Source organism: Koromonas soli, assembly GCF_059726265.1.
Window position 1 is genome coordinate 3,592,900 of sequence record NZ_AP040872.1, and the last position, 17,989, is coordinate 3,610,888.

Consider the following 17,989-nt stretch of genomic DNA (forward strand, 5'->3'; position numbering starts at 1 on the left):
ATCTTTAAGGCATCGGAGAGATGCGCACAGGATGGCGTGGACGCGCGGAATCGGGGGATTCGAGGGCGCGAAGCCAGTGCTGAATTTCATCGCGAAGAGAGATTACCGAGATCTGAGCGAAGAGATCGGGGTAGGTGGCGAGGCGTCCGAAGGCACCGCGCATCAGGAGGATGGCTCCCTTGGTGTTGTTGCGTTGCAGATGATGAAAGGCTCCGGCGATTTGAATGAGAGCTTGCAGGAAAGTCTTCTCGGGCTGGGGCGCGGTACGCCAGACGTTCTCCCAATACTCGTGCGCTTCAAAATACTTTGCCGAGCGGTAGAGGGAGAGGCCCTCGGCGAGGTCGGGTTGGGTCCAGTCGAGGGACATTGAAAGAGGGTACACCGAGTGGCGTGGTTGGCGTGGGCTCGTCAGAGCTGGAGTGAAGATCAACAGCAAAAAGGCTGCTGGGTGGTTGGTGACCCGGAGCCGCACAACAGAGCCGGGCTGCACTGGGATCACCAAATGCGAGAGCAAAGCAAAAAGCCAAAGCGGTTGGAAAGCATTCCACCCTGAAGCTGCAAATCTGAGTTCAGGGTGGGGGTCAGAGACGCGTGATCGTTTAGCTGAAGCCGAGGACGGGGTGAGGGGTGTAGGGCTGCTCGAGGGAGGCGATCTCTTCAGGAGTGAGTCGCACGTCGAGCGCGGCTACGGCATCCTTGAGCTGGCCGGGCTTAGTGGCTCCGACGATGGGAGCGGTGACGCCGGGACGGTTGAGCAACCAGGCAAGCGCGAGTTGGGCGCGAGGGATGCCGCGCAGTTCGGAAAGCTCGCCGAGTCGGTCGATGACGCGGCGGTCTTCGTCCTGCGTGCGTGAATACATCTTGTTGCCGAAGTTGTCGGTTTCGAGGCGCTTGGTCGTGTCGCTTTGCCATGGGCGCGTGAGGCGGCCGCGGGCGAGCGGGCTCCAGGGAAGGACGGCGATTTTTTCTTCCAGGCAGAGCGGAATCATCTCGCGCTCTTCTTCGCGATAGAGCAGGTTGTAGTGGTTCTGCATGGAGATGAACCGCGTCCAGCGGTGAAGCTCGGCGAGATAGAGAGCCTTGGCAAACTGCCAGGAGTACATCGACGATGCGCCGATGTAGCGCACCTTTCCGGCTTTGACCACGTCGTGCAGAGCCTCGAGCGTTTCTTCGATGGGCGTTTCGTAATCCCAGCGGTGAATCTGGTAGAGATCGACGTAGTCGGTCTGCAGGCGGCGCAGGCTCTGCTCGAGTTCGAAGATGATTTCCTTGCGCGAGAGGCCGCGGCCATTGGGTTCCTTGCGCATGACGCCGTGAACCTTGGTGGCAATGACGACGGCTTCGCGACGCACGTTGGCCTTGAGGAACTTGCCGACGACCTCTTCGCTGGCACCGTTGGAATAGACATTGGCTGAATCGAAGAAGTTGATGCCGAGATCGAGCGCTTCGCGCAGGAAGGGCTGGCTTTGCTGTTCGTTGAGCACCCAGGGGCGCGCGCCTTCATCGGATTCCGGCGAGCCATAACTCATGCAGCCGAGGCAGATGTGAGAAATCTTCAGTCCGGTGTTGCCAAGGTTAACGTAGTCCATGTTTTCCTGATTCGTGCGACGCCGTGCAGGATGCAGACGTTTCACAGGATTCGCACAGCTCTTAATTCAGAAGAAGTATAGATCTACGCCTAATTGCAAGCAGTGCTGCCGAGTGGCTCGGCTTCGCTCTCACGAGGAGCTACGGTGGAGACGGACGGAATGAAGCTCATGGCACGCTCGGCAAGAGCTGTGATGGTGAGACTTGGATTGACTCCAAGATTGGCGGAGACCACCGATCCGTCGCAGATGTACATGTTCTCGTAGCCAAATACACGGTGTTGCGCGTCGATGACGCCCTCGGCGGCGGAGCGGCCCATGACGCATCCGCCAAGACAGTGCGCTGTGCCGGGGACGTCGAAAAGAATCTCGGGGAGCATGCTCATGGCGGTTCCGCCAGCCATGCGCGCGAACTTTTCGGCGAAGTCGTTGGCACGTGGAATGTAGGTGGGCACGCGCTCGCCGCGGCTGACGAGGAATTTACGGAAAGGCCAGAACCAAGGACGCTTCCAGTGCATGTCGATGTGGGCATCGAGCGCCTGCATGCAGAGCAGGATGATGCATTCGCGCGCCCATCCGAAAGGCTGGAGAAGCCGGATGGTCTTGATGGGATGGCGCAGGAGTGAGGAGACGAGGTTCTTGATCCATAGCAGAATGCGTCCGCGGCCGGGACGGCCTCCGGTGAGGATCGTGGATAGAAGCGACATGGCATCGGCACCGGACGGATAGCGCACGGCCTCGATGTGCGTGTGTTCGTCGATATAGACGCCGGAACCGATTGCGACGCCTTTCGAAAGATCGTCGCCCGAGCCAGGAATGCGCACGCCGATAAGCGATTCAGAGTTGGTACGGATGTGCTTGCCAAGCTGCTGGCTGATGCGGGGCAGAGAACGCTGCTCGCGAAGGCGGAAAAGCAACTCGGTGGTGCCGAGCGAGGAGGCGCTGAAGACTACTCCACGGCAGGTGTAGCGGTGCGGCTGCTTGTCGAAAAATGCGAGCGAGTTGACGGTGTGAACCTCGTATCCGGCGCTGCCGTCGGCGCGGCCTTCCAGAGGCTTGACGTCAACGACCTTGGTTTCGGCAAAGATGCGGGCGCCACGTTTTTCGGCGAGATAGAGATAGTTCTGATCAAGCGTGTTCTTGGCGCCAAAGCGGCAACCCATCATGCATCCGCCACAGCCGTTGCAGGTGGTGCGGTCGGGGCCTTCGCCGCCGAAATACGGATCGCCAACCTGCGTACCGCGCGGCTGTCCCTCGGGACTCTGCAGAATGCCGACCTTGGTGCGGTAGTAGGTGGCACCGACACCGTACTCTTCGGCAGCGCGGCGCAAAAGGTGGTCCGCTGGGCCGAGTATGTTGTTTTCGGCAACGCCAAGCATGCGCGAGGCGGTGTCGTAGTGAGCAGGCATTTCCGATTGCCAGTTGGAGAGCCCGGCCCAGGAGCCCATCTTCCACACCTTATCCGGAGGGCGAAGCAGCGTGCTGGCATAGGTGATGGAGCCTCCGCCGACGGCGCACCCGTGCAGGATGGTGACATGCTTGAAAAACCGCATGTTGAAGAACCCGCGCAGAGCGAGCGAAGGACGATAGAACCAGCGGCGCAGCGACCAGTTGGTGTGCGGCAGATTTTCGGGCGTCCAGCGGCGGCCCATCTCAATGACCGCTACGCGATAGCCTTTCTCCACGAGGCGCAGGGCAGAGACACTGCCGCCAAATCCTGACCCAACGACGATGTAGTCGAAATCGTATTCGCGGCCGTGACTCATATCGCAGCGTTGGATGACACAGGAGCTTGGACCGATGGCCGCGACTCAGCGGAAAGACAATGCAGTTCCCAAAAAGGGTTCGTTGCTAGCAAAGGCTTTGACCGGGAATAAATACGGGCACGGCCGAAACCGTGCCCATTTTGCAAAGAAGCAAGGAGAAGAACGAAGGCAAAGATCAGACTCGAAGCTGGCTCTGCAGGTAAAGGCGAGCTTTCGAATCCGTGTTTTCGTTGTGTTCGACGACCGAAAACTTCACGTCCTGATTGCTGTTGAGGCGAATGTAGTTGAGCACCGCAGGATGACGGTAGATGTCTCCGGGCTGGAAGACAGGCAGTTCGGGGACTTCCGCGTCCGTGGTGTTCCAGACCAGCTTGTGGAATGCACGGTTGCGCACGGTGCGATTCTTCTGCACATCCCACAGATTGCCGCCGAGCGCAGCGTCGGTGACATCCTTGGGCGTCATGGTTTCGCGTGTGTACTGGAGGAAAGCGTAGGCGAAGATCTCGTGCGCGAGCAGATTTTCGGAGGCAAAAATCGGCGCGGATTCCGGCTCAACGACGTGCCCCACATCGGGGCCAATGAGAGTCATGACGGATCGGCCCGAAGTGACGGACAATCGCAGGCGCGACTTGATTTCGGGAACTTCGTTGATTTCCTGGTACATGGCGTAGAAGTTTTCGCCGCCCTGATGGAAGAGCTTGCGGCTGTCTTCGCGGAGGAAGCCGACGGGAATCTTGAAACCAGAAGTGACATCGGCCAATCCGTGAGAGCCAAGACGCGGCAGATAAACGATGTGATCAACCTCGTTGACGAACGAGGTGATGCGCATTGGCTCCTTCCAATGATGCTCGGCCTTGGGAACAGTCTCAATGTAGGCGCCGTAGCCGCGCTCTTCGAAGAAGACCGGGGTGGCACCGTTGCGTTCGATGACCGGGAGCAGGCCGGAAGACTGGGCAAACGCGCGCGAGGTACCGCGGACCTGTCCGTTGGCGGTCCAATACACATTCCGCACGCCGGACTGATCGCCGACGAAGATCTTGGTGGCGCCGTGCTCTTTGAGCACCTTGATGAGGCAGTCGAGCGCCCAAGGATCGGACGTGGCCGGATATTGATTGCCGGAGTTGAGGGCGAGCTTGATCAGGACACGGTCGCCTTTATGAAGCCAGGAGAAATCGGTGGCTCCCTCGACCATGCGCTTGAAAAGACGATAAGAGGTGTCGCCTTTTGGCATCCATGCGGTGCTGAGACGAGCGTTGTGGACGGGTGTGGAGGCAAGCTTCTTCTCATCGAAGGCAAACCCCGCGCCACCCAGCAGCGCCATGGAAGACAATGTGCCGATACCCCACAGAAAATCGCGACGGCTTACGCCAGGCTTGCTCTCCATAAGAATCCGTACTCCTTAACTCAACAAATTTGCATTACGAGACTGATAGTTCTGTAATTGTTGTCCCGCTTCGGATTGCCGTCAACCGGAATTGCGAAGGTGAGGCCGAAGAATTGGCGTGCGGAGGGCGGTTAGCGTAGCATTCAAGGCTCGGGGCGAGAGAACGTGATGAAAACACATCGTATTGCGGTTATTCCGGGAGACGGAATCGGGAAGGAGACGGTTCCGGAGGGCGTGCGGGTGCTGGAAGCGGCGGCGAGAAAGTTTTCGCTTTCGCTCGAATGGAAGTGGTTTGATTTTGCAAGCTGCGACTACTACGCCCAACACGGCAAGATGCTGCCGGATGAGTGGTTTGACGTGCTGCGAGGGTTTGACGCGATCTACTTCGGAGCCGTGGGGTGGCCGGCGACGGTGCCAGATCATGTTTCACTGTGGGGCTCGCTGCTGCAATTCAGGCGAGGCTTTGACCAGTATCTGAACCTGCGACCGGTCCGGCTGATGCCAGGGATACGGTGTCCGCTGGCGGGACGTGCTGTGGGCGACATCGACTTCTACGTGGTGAGGGAAAACACGGAAGGGGAATATTCGAGCATCGGCGGAAAGATGTTTGAAGGCAGCGAGCGTGAAGTGGTGATCCAGGAGACCGTGATGACCCGCACGGGTGTGGATCGCGCGTTGAAATTTGCATTTGAGTTGGCACAGAAGCGCGAGAAGAAGCACCTGACCTCGGCGACCAAGTCGAATGGGATCTCGATCACGATGCCGTACTGGGATGAGCGCGTGGAGCAAATGGCCAAAGCATTCCCGGATGTGCGCGTGGACAAGTTTCATATCGATATATTGACCGCGAACTTTGTGCAGCATCCGGACTGGTTTGACGTGGTAGTGGCGAGCAATCTCTTCGGCGACATCCTGTCCGATCTTGGACCGGCGTGCGCGGGCACAATTGGCATTGCACCTTCCGCCAATATCAATCCGGACAGGAAGTATCCCAGCCTCTTTGAGCCTGTGCATGGGTCGGCCCCGGACATTGCAGGAAGAGGCATTGCAAACCCCATTGGGCAGATATGGTGTGGGGCGATGATGCTCGAACATTTAGGCCAAGTGGAAGCTGCGGCCCGAGTGATGAACGCCGTCGAGCAGGTGCTCAAGGCAGGGCACCAGCGGGCTCCATTCACTCGCGATATCGGCGGGAGTGCGACAACCGTGGAGTTGGGCAAGGCTATAGCCGACGCAGTATAGGTTTACGATTCGCAAAAAACGCTCGGGCAAACGGGTTTCAGCAGCTTGCATCTAGTGGTATGAGTTCTGTTCCGATTGCGAGCCTGATGCGAGAAATGCACCGCACAATCTTGATTTTGCTGTTGCTGGCGTTGCCCGCTATGGCGCAGGAGACTGCGTTGACCGGCACGGTGTCCGACCCTGCCGGAAACGCCATCGCCAACGCTTTACTGCGCGACACCGCAGGTCACATCACGCACAGCGATGAACAGGGACGGTTCCAGTTTGCGCAGGCACCGCGCGAGTTGACGGTGAGCGCTCCGGGCTTTGCGGAGGAGCGCGTGACGGTAACTGGCACGAGCATCGCCATACGTATGGTCATCGCGCGGCCAGAAGAACTGATCAGCGTCAGTGCCACAAGCGAGTCGCTGGCACCGGCGACCACCACCTTCGACAAACAATTTCTGCGGCAGGCTCCCACACTCACGCTGGACGAAGCTTTGCGCGATGCTCCGGGGTTTTCGCTTTTCCGGCGTGCTCCGTCGTGGACGGCGAATCCGACGACGCAAGGCGTATCGCTGCAGGGAACCGGTTCGAGCGCGGCAAGCCGAGCACTGGTGCTCGAGGACGGCATTCCGCTGAACGATCCGTTTGGCGGATGGGTGTACTGGCAACGTATTCCCGTCACAGCGCCCGAGCGCGTGGAATTGCAAACCGGAGGCGGCAGCGGACTGTATGGCAGCGATGCAATTGGCGGCGCCATCAGCATTGTCACTCCGCGTCCGTTTGCAAATGCGAATGCCACGCATGAGGCGATCGATTTTTCATACGGCAACCTGAATACCCCGAGCGGCTCGGCATCGCTGGTGGGATCGCGCGGCGGTTGGGCGGGGTCGGCATCGGTGTTCGGCGCATCGACCGACGGATATATTCCTGTACCATTCTCGCTGCGTGGTGCGGCCGACTATTACGCGAGTTCTACCGACATTGGCACCGCACTGCGAGTCGATCGCAAGCTTGGATCGCAAGCGACTGCGTTCGTGGGCGGGTCGCTCTATGGCGAGTCGCGGCAGAACGGAACACATCTGCAGACGAATGGCGCGACACTGCGCGAATTGCGCACGGGTCTCGATGTGAACAGCGCACATTTTGGATCATTTGCGGCCCGCGCGTATGGCGGGACCGAGACGCTCAGGCAGACATTCACCTCCATCAGCGCGGACCGTAACAAGGAAACGCTGACGCGCAACCAGGGGGTTCCGGCAAACCAGGCAGGAGGAAGTCTGCTGTGGTCGCGTCCGCTGAGGGCACGGCAGTTGGTCGTCGCGGGATTCGACTTGCGATATGTGGAAGGCGAGAGCGACGAATACGCCTACCAGGCGGGAGCGCTGACGTCCTATCTGCGTAGCGGGGGAGTGCAGCTACGCTACGGTGGATTCATTGAGGATCGTGTGCGCCTTTCACAACGATTGCTGCTGACGATTTCGGCCAGAGTCGATCGTTGGTCCGACAAAGATGCGCGCTCAATCGTAGTTCCTCTTGCGACGCAGGCTGGCGCCACCGCGACCGAGCTCCCCTCGCGCAGCGCGGTTGCGTTTGATCCGCGTATCGCTCTTTCGTATGCAGTGAATGGACGATGGACGGTTTCGGCTTCTGCGGCAAGAGCGTTTCGCGCTCCGACGCTGAATGAGCTGTATCGCGCATTCAGGGTCGGCAATGTATCGACACTTGCAAATCCAACACTACGCGACGAGCGCTCGACCGTGGTACAAGGCTCTGTGTTGTACACGCCGAACTCAATGACATCATTTCGCGCAACCGGCTTCTGGGACGGCATCAACGCACCTGTGTCGAACGTGACGCTCTCATCGACACCTGCGCTGATTACGCGTCAGCGGCAGAACCTCGGGAGCCTGCGTGCAGCGGGCATGGAGGCTGCGGCGAGCATGCGCTTCCGCAATCTGCAAATAGATGCCGCGTATCAGTATTCGCATTCGACAGTAACGGGTTTTGCAGCCGACCGGACTCTGATTGGCTTGTGGATTCCGCAGGTACCCCGGCACTCGTCGTCGCTGCGCGCAGCCTACGCGCAGAAGCTCTGGACCGTGGTTCTCGACGGCCATTACTTCGGACGACAGTTCGATGACGATCGCAATCAGTTTCCGCTGACAGGAGCCTTCGTGATGAATGCGGCTCTCTCTCGGACGCTGCCTCGCGGCTTCAGCGCATATATCGCGGCAGATAATCTGTTGGATCGCCGCTATGCCGTGGCAAGAACGCCGACCCTCTCCACCGCGCCGCCGACTGTGGCGAGAGTGGGCGTGAGGTGGGAGTCGAAGGAGCGGTAAACGCCAGAAGTGCGCTGGGACGAGTTGGGACACGCCTGTGCCTCTAGCTTTTCCCCAGCCGGTCGCGTACGAGCGATTCGAAATTGAAAGCTGAAGTAAAGTTCCAGTCCAGAACTAGACCAGTTGTGACTTAAGTCGCAGCCCTTCCCTAAACTCATCCGCAGGATAGAATATCGGGCGGTCACGAATCGCCGCTTTCGTCTGGAAGGGACGATGAAAAATTCCATCCCAATCACTTTGGTTCTTGCCGTAGTTGTGGGGGCACTGATCGGGCTCGGCGCGTACACGTTCATCTATGCCAAGGGATATTCCTATCTGTCGAATGACCCTCAGGCTTGTACTAACTGCCACGTGATGAACGCGCAGTATGACGGATGGGTTAAGGGAAGCCATAAGCACGCGGCGACCTGCAACGATTGCCACACGCCTCACAACTTCGCGGGCAAGTATGCGATCAAGGCCCGCAACGGATTCTTCCACTCACTCTATTTCACGACGGGGAACTTTCCCGACAACATTGAGATCAGCGGCACGAGCCGCTACGTAACCGAAAATGCCTGTCGCCGCTGCCATGAGGATGTGGTGCAGGCCATCGACACTGGACGCCATGGCAGCGGCAACGAAACAAGTTGCCTGCGCTGCCATAACTCTGTTGGACACTCGGAATCTACCGCCAAGCTTCACACGCCCGTACTGGGAGATCTCATCCATGGCAAATAACGAACCGTTGAATCAGGAAAAGAGACGCTCGCGCCGCCTGCTGCTGGGCGCAACGCTGGCGGCGGCCATTGCGGCTGTCGCAATCACCGCTCTGCTTATCAACATTTTCGAACGCAAGCAGGAAGCCAAGAACCCGTTCTACCGCGTGGTGGAACTGAACGATACGATCGACGATCCCGCAACCTGGGGTAAGAACTTTCCTTTCCAGTACGACGGCTATAAGAAAACTATCGACCAGGTTCGCACGAAGTACGGCGGCAGCGAGGCAATGCCGCAGACGCCGAGCAATGCCGATCCACGTTCGGTTGTAGCGCGTTCGAAGCTGGAACAAGACCCGCGGCTCAAAACGATGTGGGCAGGATATTCATTCAGCATCGATTACCGCGAGCGCCGCGGCCACGCCTACATGCTCGACGACCAGACCTACACTGGGCGGCAGAAGGCGAACCCTCCGGCGATGTGTATCAACTGCCATGCCTCGCTGGTAACGACGTATATGAAGATGGGCAATGGCGACATCATGAAGGGCTTTGACGAGTTCTCGAAGAGCCACATGACGTACCCGCAGATTCGGCAGCAGGTGAAACACGCCGTGGCCTGCATCGACTGCCACGACCCAAAGAACATGCAGTTGCGCGTGACCCGTCCCGCATTCATCGAGGGTATCCGCGCCCTGAAAGCTTCGCAAGGTGTGAAGGACTACGACGTGAACACGATGGCAACGCGTCAGGAGATGCGTTCCTATGTGTGCGGACAGTGCCACGTAACCTACTACTTCAAAGGGCCGGAGAAGCGGTTGACTTATCCGTGGTCGCAGGGCTTGAAAGTGGAAAACATCATCGCTCATGAAGATGCAGACGGTGTGAAGGAGTGGGAGCATCCCGACTCGGGCGCCAAGCTGATCAAGGCGCGACATCCTGAGTTTGAGATGTGGAACCAGGGCGTGCATGCGCGCTCGGGTGTGGCCTGCGCCGACTGCCATATGCCGTACATGCGCGAAGGCGGCTTAAAGGTGAGCGATCACCAGGTGAACAGCCCGCTGTTGAAGATCAATCGCTCTTGCCAGGGCTGCCATCACTTCCCGGAGACAGAGCTGAAGGCGAGGGTCGAGGAGATTCAGGACCGCTACTTCAACCTGCGCAATGTGGCTCTGGATTCGCTGATGGATCTGATTCGCGATATCAAGGACGCGCGCGCCAAGGGAGGGGAAAACGAAGCCGCTATCAAGAATGCTCAGGATTATCAGCGTAAAGGGCAGTTCATGATCGACTACGTGATGTCTGAAAACTCCATGGGATTCCACGCTCCGGAAGAGTCCGTTAGGATTCTGGGCGACGCAATCAACCTGTGCCGACTGGGACAGCTCGCCCTCAAAGGCGGTCCACAGCCAACACACACCGTTCTAACCCAGCTCGCTGCTCCCGCAGCGCCGGGCCACTAAATACACCAAGCGGAGCGCTGAAGGCTCGGCGCTCCACTTTTCCTGCCTCAGAGCTCATCACAGCATTTTCAACAACTATCACTGCAAAATCACAGGCGATCAGAGACGCGCACACACTGGCACAGAGCGCTGTTAGCGATGCATGCCCCGGAGTGTCTGGTGGAAATCAGGCTGTGGATGTTGTGTGCAGATGGTGAACAACTCGCGGGCTTTCCACTAGACCCTCCATTTTTGCACTACCGCAATGCCCAAGAGCGAGTGTTTTCCGCAGCGCTTTTTTCACCACTTGGAGACTGGGCGAGACGTTCAACGCTTTTCCACATTTTCCGCAGGGCCTACGACTGCTACTAGGTTTGTTTGTTCCTTGAGATACATAGACGTAACAGCAAAACCCGGGGCCTCGCTATATATTTTTCTCGGTTACGCGGGCACTCCGGTCAGCCAGGAGTTGGTGGAGGACTTCTTCCCATCCTTTCAGGACCGAGAGGCGACAAAACTCCCGCATGTAGACCTCGTGACACCGATTTCGGAGCGATTCCATTTCCGCTGGATTTGCAATCAGGCGTCGGAACTCCTCGGCTACACTCGCCGCCGCGCCTGGCGAAAGAACCCATCCAATCTTGAACTGCCTGATCCAGCGGGCAACTGCAGACTCCTCACTTCCGCAAAACAGCACAGGCCGGCCAATTGCCAGAGCGCCAAAGAACTTTGACGGAATAACCATGCCTGTCCACTCTTCGCGCAGGCTAATCACATGAACGTCAGCCGCCGCGAGACGGCTGGAAAGTGATTCGAGACTCGCAAACGGAACGAAATGGATGTTCGAATCGTCCGGTCGAACCGCGTCAACAAGGTCCTTGTGGCGGTTACCTTGGACGCTTAGCGCCAATTCCAGACCCTCGCCCCGCATCATTCTGACCAGTTCGAACAAATCCTTATAGCTATGTGCGCGTCCAAAACTGCCGGAATACATTAACGCCAGTCGTGCGTCGCCGTAGATCTGCTTGCGTTCAGGACCCTCGGACGCAGGAACAGAGTCCACTTCCGCGAGTGCCCATGGCACCAACGTTTTCTTCACTCCATAATTCTTGTACGCAGAAAGGCGCTCGCGCATGCAGCTACCGATATCGATAATGGCATCGCAACGAGCGTAGCCCAGACCAGCCAGAAACCTGAAAAACGTTGCGGCGGGACCGCTCCTCGAGAGTTTCCCATCTGCAATTGCCGCTTCCGGATAGAGATCAAAGCACCAATGAACAATCTTGGTGCGCGGTGAAAAGAGGCGCCATGGAAGAGCAGTTGTGACACTCAGGATAGGATCAGTACCGATGATGACGATATCGGCCTTATTGCGGGACCTGATGGCGAGCAGTGTCCAGGCAACCAGCATCCAAACCGCATTCAGGATTCTGCCGAGAGTTGAAGATTGGGACCATGCTGGTCTCCAAATTCTGTGGATGTGAACTCCTTGCCACTTCTCTTCCTTACCGAACTCTGCTGCCGCGTCATGACAACTGCGATTTGAAGGAAACGCGTCAACGATCCAGCCGCTTTTTGCAATCCCTCCACAGAGGTCACTCATGAGAATTGAACTGACTACGGTGTCGGGATGAAGGAATTGGTAAAGAACGAAGACATTCAACAGAAAATCGCCTTGAGCTCGAAATTCAAGATCACGTCACGAAGCCACTACGGTCTGCCAACGCGCAACGTAGATTATGCACTCTTTAGGTTGGCCTATCCCCACAACGCACTAATATCTTACCATCCATAGTATGAGGATCTTTTTCGACCATCAGGCATTCTCCCTCCAACGAGCAGGCGGAATTACCAGATATTTCTACGAATTGATCAGGGGATTGGGGGAACATCCTGAAATAAGGTCTGTCGCGGGCCTTGGTTTCACCAGCACAACGTGGCCGATTGCAGTAGAAGCCCCGACGCATAGCCAGGTATTGCAGTTTGGGGACCAGGTTCTAAATCCGAAGGCGACGTATGCGATCAATGAGATCCTGATGGGCGCGATTGTTGCAGCTATGGGAAGCTTTGATATCTATCACAACACGTTGTACCGGTTCATGCCCTCGGTCCGGTGCCGCCGACGTGTGGCAACCCATCATGACTGTATTCACGAACGGTTCCCAGAATATTACCCCAACCGAGCACGGATCATGCGACTGAAGAAAAAGATGTTCGACGAAGCCGACCTCGTGTTTTGTGTATCACAGGCTAGTCGAGATGATCTGGAGGAATTTTATGGCATCGAGCGAAGTCGAACTTCAATCGTCCATCACGGCATTGCTCCGATTCCCCGAACCGCGGCTGGAGCAGCAGAACTGCAACAGATGGGCTTGAGGCCCTTCATCCTATACGTCGGATTAAGGGGGCTTTACAAGAACTTTACCGGCTTGCTACGGGCCTTCTCTCGTTCTGGAGCTTACAAGCATTTTGATCTTCTTGCGATCGGCGGCGGGGAGCTGACTGCAGATGAGCGGAACAACGCCATTCAATTAGGTATTCGGGATGCGCTGCATGTAGTTCCTCGCGGCTCAAACGAGCTACTGGCAGAGTCGTACGCATGTGCAAGCTTGTTTGTGTACCCGTCATTGTACGAAGGATTCGGTATGCCGCCGCTGGAAGCTATGTTAGCGGGTTGTCCTACTCTGGTCGCACAAACGAAAGCTTCAATGGAGATTAACCAAGGCGCGTCTATACTTTTCAATCCTCACGATGAGGAAGAGTTTGCTACCAAACTGTCCTTCATCTTGCAGGACGAGTGTGCTCGTAAGAGCTCCGTACAGCTCGGTCTCCAAGTCGCCGCAGGATATACGTGGGAAGAGGCAGTAAGGAAAACGGTCCTTGGATATCGATCACTTACTTAGCACGTCGCGCAATTTTTGCTTGCGTATTCGGATTGCTTCAGGATTTATGCACGGCGGATATGCTACTCCTCAGTGACCATGCTGACTTAAGCAATTGCAGGCGCTTCTGCCGTTCAGGCAAGGTGTTTGCAACCCTTGCACCTTTGGCAATTAGCGTCCAAGCCACAGCTAGAATCATTGCCAAGAAAGTAGAAAAGATCACAATCAACGCTCTTTTTGGAGACGTCTTCTTGTCCGGAACGAGTGCAGTATCCACGACCTGTATCTGTGACCCTTGACGAGCCTCATCGAGCTTCGCAGCCTCGAACTGCCGCGCTAAAAGATCGAACATTGTTTCGCTATACTTCACATCGCGCAATTTTCGAACGTAGTCCAAGCCGGCTTCCGGAAGACCAGGTGGTGCGATGAGACCTGTGTCTTCACCACCGCGAGCACCACTTAACTTCTTAAGCTGGGTCTGAAGGGCCGCCAGTTCCTCCTTCGTAGTTGCCAATTCCGCATTAGTGCCAGTTTCTGAGAAGCTAAGCGCACGAATCTGAACCTCTTTCGCGACTATCTGCGCTCGCAGTTCGGCTGCAGACTGAATCAGCACACGAGATTGACTGTCGAGCTGAATCATGCCGCTCTTTTGCTGAGCGATCTTCATGGCCTCTTCAGCAGAGGCGAGATTGTTCTTTGCCTGTGCCAGTTGCTCTTCAAAGAACTGCCGGCGATAAGATGCTTCAGACAGAGCCAATGTGGCGGAGAACTTCTTGTACTCATCGACATAAGCGTTCGCCATATCTGCGGAACGCTTTGCATCCGAATCCTCGACCGTGACTTTAATCAGACCGTCTTTCGGATTGCCTTCCACGGCAACGTTCTTTTCCAGCTTCGCTCTCGCGTCGGACATGCGCTTCACCCTGTATTGCGCCATCAGGTCGAAGCGGCGAATTACCGCGTCCTCCACTGCTCTGCTCTTCATGAGCGACACATAGAGATCCGTCGGACTCTTTAGTCCGAGTCCTCCTCCAGCAGCACCGAGCAGAGCCCCGGCATTGCCCATCTGAGACTGCAACATCGCGGACGCAGAGTTTGATTGTTGCGGCGGCAAAACAGTAGTAAAGGCCGTGTACCGCACCGGCAGAATCATTGAGACGACAGCTGCCAGAACCGCAACCACAACGACCACCTTGGCAATAAATACCTTCTGCTCCCCCACGGCTACAAGCAGATCTACGAGGGAGATATCTTCTTCGGGGCGGACTGTTGCGAGCTCTTCAGTAGTTGAGTTCATTTCTGAGATCGGCCATCTTTTTAGAACCAGTCCAGACGGACCGGTTCAGTGTTTCGGTTGATTGGATACCAGCATTGTATCGCGAAGTGAATCACTGTATTTTTCTGGATCGAGTAAACCTACGGCAAAACCCCTAAGGATGCCACGAAAACGGTTCCAGTAAACCGCACGTCGAATTCTGTCAGTCATGTGTGCGCAGGCCCCTGCGAGTGAACGCATCGTGACCTCGGCAAGGAACATCACAACCGCCGGATGCCCCGCGCGGAAGATCCTGCCATTCAGGTACCCAAAGCCAACGCCATATTTGAAATACTTGGTGGCATCTTGCGCGACATAGGCAGGAACGGGGTGATAGACCTGCAGGTTACCCAGGTACTGGATTCTGCAGCCCGCCTCAAGTAACCGCGCGAGTAGGTCGGTTTCCTCTCCAGACCCGATGGGGGTACCGGCACCTAGCGATTCGTTGAAAAATGTACCCGCTTTGAGCAAGGCGTCGCGACGAACAAAGATACCCACCGAGATACTTAATCGGAATAAGTTGCGGAACGTGATCAGTTGGGTAATCCCAACTGGCCTACGCCCATACGCAACTTGCCGCTCAGGGTCGAAAACATTCGTACAGATACAGTCGATTTCCGGGTGATCCGAAAAGTGTTTCGAGATTTTGTCTAGCAGTTGCGGCTCATACCAGCAGTCGTCATCCGGGAAGCCGATGATTTCTCCTGAAAAGTCTCCCAGTCCAAGATTTCGCGCGTGCGAAAGAGAGGTTCGTCCGCCTGTCCGCAATTCTCGAAGGCAAATCGAGGACGGAAGGGAATCACAGATCCCGGGTCGGCTATCACTCTGGTTTACGAAAATGAGTTCAAGGGTGCCCGTGTAGCTCTGTTCAGAGGTGCTGCGGAAGAACCGCTCCAGCTCGGCGGTACGATCAAAGGCAGTGACTACAAGAGAAAACCGCATCTTCGTTATCTCACCACCTGTTTCGGGTCCGAAGCATTCATGTTTGTAAATTCGATCGTCTCGGTGGAATGTCCGGGCTGTAGCCCTCGGACAATCAGGATAGCAATAACGCCCCACAACAGCGGTAAATTTAGGTCCGGCACACCAGCGGACATGGAAAGCAGCGTTCCGATTAGCAGCCACTTCCAAGAACTGCTGAGAGGCTTGAGAAGTCGAATAATGAACCAACCAAAAAGCACGACGCCAACAAAGCCTACAGTAGCGAGTAATGTGCTGATTAGGCTTGATGCCCTCATGCTCCCGAGTCCCGTTCCAAGCAAATAGGTGCTGAGCGCTGAACGGAGAGCTGAAATGTCCGAACTTATACGAATGACAAACGAAAGCGTGTCAGACTTATCAACGGTGCTGCTAGCCATTGCGTCGCGAACAGGACCGCTCAGGAGTAGAACAGGTGTAATGATCAATGCCCCAAACACTAGGACGATCCAGCGTTGAGTTCGCCTGCCAAGAATTCGAGAACCGCGAATTGGAAATCGGGTAATCATCAATATGGCAACTCCTACCCCAAACGCGAGGAGTGAAGCACTAGAACGCACTACCAGCACAAGCAGTGCTGAGGCGATCAATGGCAGAAGCGAACCACCGTCTAGGTATCCACACAGCGCTGATAGTGCAATTCCCGTTAGCAACACCGCGCCAATTGAGGGTTCGCTGAACAATCCATTAGGACGATCATAGATGCCAGTTCCGAACATCGACTGCACTTGGCTTTCATTGCTATGGAACAGCCACAAGGGAAGGGCCACACCAAACTGAATGAGGATGAGTTGCAGCACAATGACCGCAACTACTAGAGAAATCGCAACAATCGTAGCGATTCGACATGCACGCCAATCTGCGAATTCCGCAGCATATATAACGGTTGCGCAGTTTGCCGCTAACCAAGCCGCCTGTATAAGATTTGCTTGCGACCAGTGAAGTGGTACTTCGATGGGGAGCATGCTAAGGACGTCGCCCCTCGAATCTTGAACCGGCAATCCTGCGAAAAGAATCGGCATTAGAAACGCGGAGAGAATGCTCCAAGCACAGAACAGTAGCAATGGGGTTAAAACTGCACTTGGACGCCTGAGAGTGTCCGCCGATGTAATTGATGCGACGGGCCAACGCAGCAGGATAAGGAGCGCAATGAAATAGTAGGGAGGAAGCCCCAACTTTCCGATGTTCAGCACTGCTCCAGCCTGAAAAACCGAAGCACATATTGCGAGCGGGACTAGCCATCTAGGCCTCAGCAGCCAGCAGTACAATCCGAGTGGCATAAAGATGAAGCCAAGCAGCGTCATCGTACGGCCCCTCTGCGTGCGAATCGAATCCGACCGAGCGAATGCTCCTGTAGGACGATTCGTAGGTTTCTCATAACCGATAGCAGAACCTGACAAGCTGAATAGGGAAGCCCGCACAAGCTACCCCAAAACGCCTTGTCCCGGAGTCGCGGCAGCATGGTGATAAGCTGCGTTCTCCGCAGCCCTTTGTACTCCGACTCGCCTGAAACGACCAGATAATGTAGCGCGAGGCGCACGTAATCCTTGCAGTCCGTGAGTTGTAACCGGTCCACCTCCGGGTCATCCAGACGATGAGATAAGAATTGCTGAACAGTCTGGAAGACCTGTTCATACTCCTGAAGAAGCCAAGCTAGTTGTTTCGTCTTTCCGTCAAACGAGAAGGTCATGTTTCGCCCGTGCTGACGATAGTCGGTAAGTGCCTCCGGAATCTGGCAGAGTGGGGTTAAGAGCCCGGCTGGATATTGAATACAAGCATCGGCAGCACCACGGCACGGACTGTCCAGAGGAAATACAATTTCCGCAACTTGCCGACGGATGGAGAGCGCCGAGGTGGCCGGTAACGGAAGCCGTCCTCCGGATGACAACAGGCGTTCGCGCAACCAGCCGGATTCCATCGAAGCCGGGAAAGGGGGGCCGAAGGGATGTCGCTTGGAATCGACGCGCTGCATGCGGTGGACACAAACACCGCATGCAGGATTGTGTCGGAAAGCCTCTATAACGGCGCGAAGCTTGCCAGGGCAAAACAGATCGTCGGCATCGAGGAACGAGAGGATTTCTCCCTTCGCGATGGCCACGCCGCGGTTCATGTTCCCCGGTTGTCCCACGTTGGGCCCTTGTACAATACGGATACGTGAATCGCTCGAGGCAATTTGCCGGACTATTTCGATTGTTCCGTCATGCGAGCCGTCATCCGCTACGATCAGTTCGAAGTTTTGATAGTCCTGTTGCAGTACGCTTGTAAGGGCGTCGGACACAAAGCCGGCATAGTTATAAGTTGTGACGACGACGGAAATGAGAGGACTGTCTTCTAGTTTCCGTAGTGGAATGGGGAGAGCCGCAATCATC

Annotated in this window: 14 protein-coding genes; 5 read left to right on the top strand and 9 right to left on the bottom strand. The window is 56.2% G+C overall.

Annotated elements, in window-relative coordinates; translation table 11 throughout:
* Nucleotides 1-4 precede the first annotated feature (4 nt).
* The 4 genes from AC6IY8_RS15625 to AC6IY8_RS15640 all read right to left on the bottom strand — a co-directional run bounded on the left by AC6IY8_RS15625 (nt 5) and on the right by AC6IY8_RS15640 (nt 4,736).
* On the bottom strand, nt 5-367 hold the full coding sequence (locus AC6IY8_RS15625) for a DUF309 domain-containing protein (RefSeq protein WP_497778641.1): 363 nt from the start codon (nt 365-367) through the stop codon (nt 5-7).
* Nucleotides 368-599: 232 nt separating this feature from the next.
* Nucleotides 600-1,634 (bottom strand): aldo/keto reductase, encoded by a 1,035-nt coding sequence (locus AC6IY8_RS15630; protein WP_497775449.1) that lies wholly within the window; start codon nt 1,632-1,634, stop codon nt 600-602.
* A 44-nt stretch (nt 1,635-1,678) separates the two neighbouring features.
* Nucleotides 1,679-3,352, bottom strand: a complete 1,674-nt coding sequence (gene choxAB / locus AC6IY8_RS15635) for a cholesterol oxidase (RefSeq protein ID WP_497775450.1) — start codon at nt 3,350-3,352, stop codon at nt 1,679-1,681.
* Nucleotides 3,353-3,527: 175 nt separating this feature from the next.
* Nucleotides 3,528-4,736, bottom strand: a complete 1,209-nt coding sequence (locus AC6IY8_RS15640) for a DUF362 domain-containing protein (RefSeq protein WP_497775451.1) — start codon at nt 4,734-4,736, stop codon at nt 3,528-3,530.
* A gap of 168 nt (nt 4,737-4,904) precedes the next feature.
* Between AC6IY8_RS15640 and AC6IY8_RS15645 the strand changes: the two genes are divergently transcribed.
* The 4 genes from AC6IY8_RS15645 to AC6IY8_RS15660 all read left to right on the top strand — a co-directional run bounded on the left by AC6IY8_RS15645 (nt 4,905) and on the right by AC6IY8_RS15660 (nt 10,466).
* Nucleotides 4,905-5,978, top strand: a complete 1,074-nt coding sequence (locus AC6IY8_RS15645; protein ID WP_497775452.1) for a tartrate dehydrogenase — start codon at nt 4,905-4,907, stop codon at nt 5,976-5,978.
* Nucleotides 5,979-6,073: 95 nt separating this feature from the next.
* Entirely contained in the window at nt 6,074-8,305 is a 2,232-nt protein-coding gene (locus AC6IY8_RS15650; protein ID WP_497775453.1) for a TonB-dependent receptor, read from the top strand.
* Nucleotides 8,306-8,518: 213 nt separating this feature from the next.
* A complete protein-coding gene (gene nrfH, locus AC6IY8_RS15655; RefSeq protein WP_497775454.1) occupies nt 8,519-9,025 on the top strand; it encodes a cytochrome c nitrite reductase small subunit in 507 nt (168 codons plus the stop codon).
* Nucleotides 9,015-10,466 (top strand): ammonia-forming cytochrome c nitrite reductase subunit c552, encoded by a 1,452-nt coding sequence (locus tag AC6IY8_RS15660; RefSeq protein WP_497775455.1) that lies wholly within the window; start codon nt 9,015-9,017, stop codon nt 10,464-10,466. Before nrfH ends, AC6IY8_RS15660 begins: the two co-directional genes overlap by 11 nt.
* A gap of 403 nt (nt 10,467-10,869) precedes the next feature.
* Here the strand turns inward: AC6IY8_RS15660 and AC6IY8_RS15665 are convergent, their stop codons facing one another.
* Nucleotides 10,870-11,856 carry a glycosyltransferase gene (locus AC6IY8_RS15665; protein WP_497775456.1) on the bottom strand — a complete coding sequence of 329 codons (987 nt, stop codon included), beginning with the start codon at nt 11,854-11,856 and terminating at the stop codon, nt 10,870-10,872.
* A 385-nt stretch (nt 11,857-12,241) separates the two neighbouring features.
* On the opposite strand from AC6IY8_RS15665, the gene AC6IY8_RS15670 reads away from it, so the two are divergent.
* Nucleotides 12,242-13,348: a glycosyltransferase family 4 protein gene (locus AC6IY8_RS15670; protein WP_497775457.1), complete on the top strand. Its 1,107-nt coding sequence runs from the start codon at nt 12,242-12,244 to the stop codon at nt 13,346-13,348.
* Between the two features lie 37 nt (nt 13,349-13,385).
* On the opposite strand, the gene AC6IY8_RS15675 is transcribed toward AC6IY8_RS15670, so the two are convergent.
* From AC6IY8_RS15675 to AC6IY8_RS15690, 4 genes are all read right to left on the bottom strand, one after another.
* On the bottom strand, nt 13,386-14,624 hold the full coding sequence (locus AC6IY8_RS15675; protein ID WP_497775458.1) for a GumC family protein: 1,239 nt from the start codon (nt 14,622-14,624) through the stop codon (nt 13,386-13,388).
* Between the two features lie 45 nt (nt 14,625-14,669).
* Nucleotides 14,670-15,584 (bottom strand): glycosyltransferase family 2 protein, encoded by a 915-nt coding sequence (locus AC6IY8_RS15680; RefSeq protein ID WP_497775459.1) that lies wholly within the window; start codon nt 15,582-15,584, stop codon nt 14,670-14,672.
* 5 nt (nt 15,585-15,589) lie between these two features.
* Entirely contained in the window at nt 15,590-16,813 is a 1,224-nt protein-coding gene (locus AC6IY8_RS15685; protein WP_497775460.1) for a hypothetical protein, read from the bottom strand.
* Between the two features lie 107 nt (nt 16,814-16,920).
* Nucleotides 16,921-17,988: a glycosyltransferase family 2 protein gene (locus tag AC6IY8_RS15690; protein ID WP_497775461.1), complete on the bottom strand. Its 1,068-nt coding sequence runs from the start codon at nt 17,986-17,988 to the stop codon at nt 16,921-16,923.
* Nucleotide 17,989: the final 1 nt, after the last annotated feature.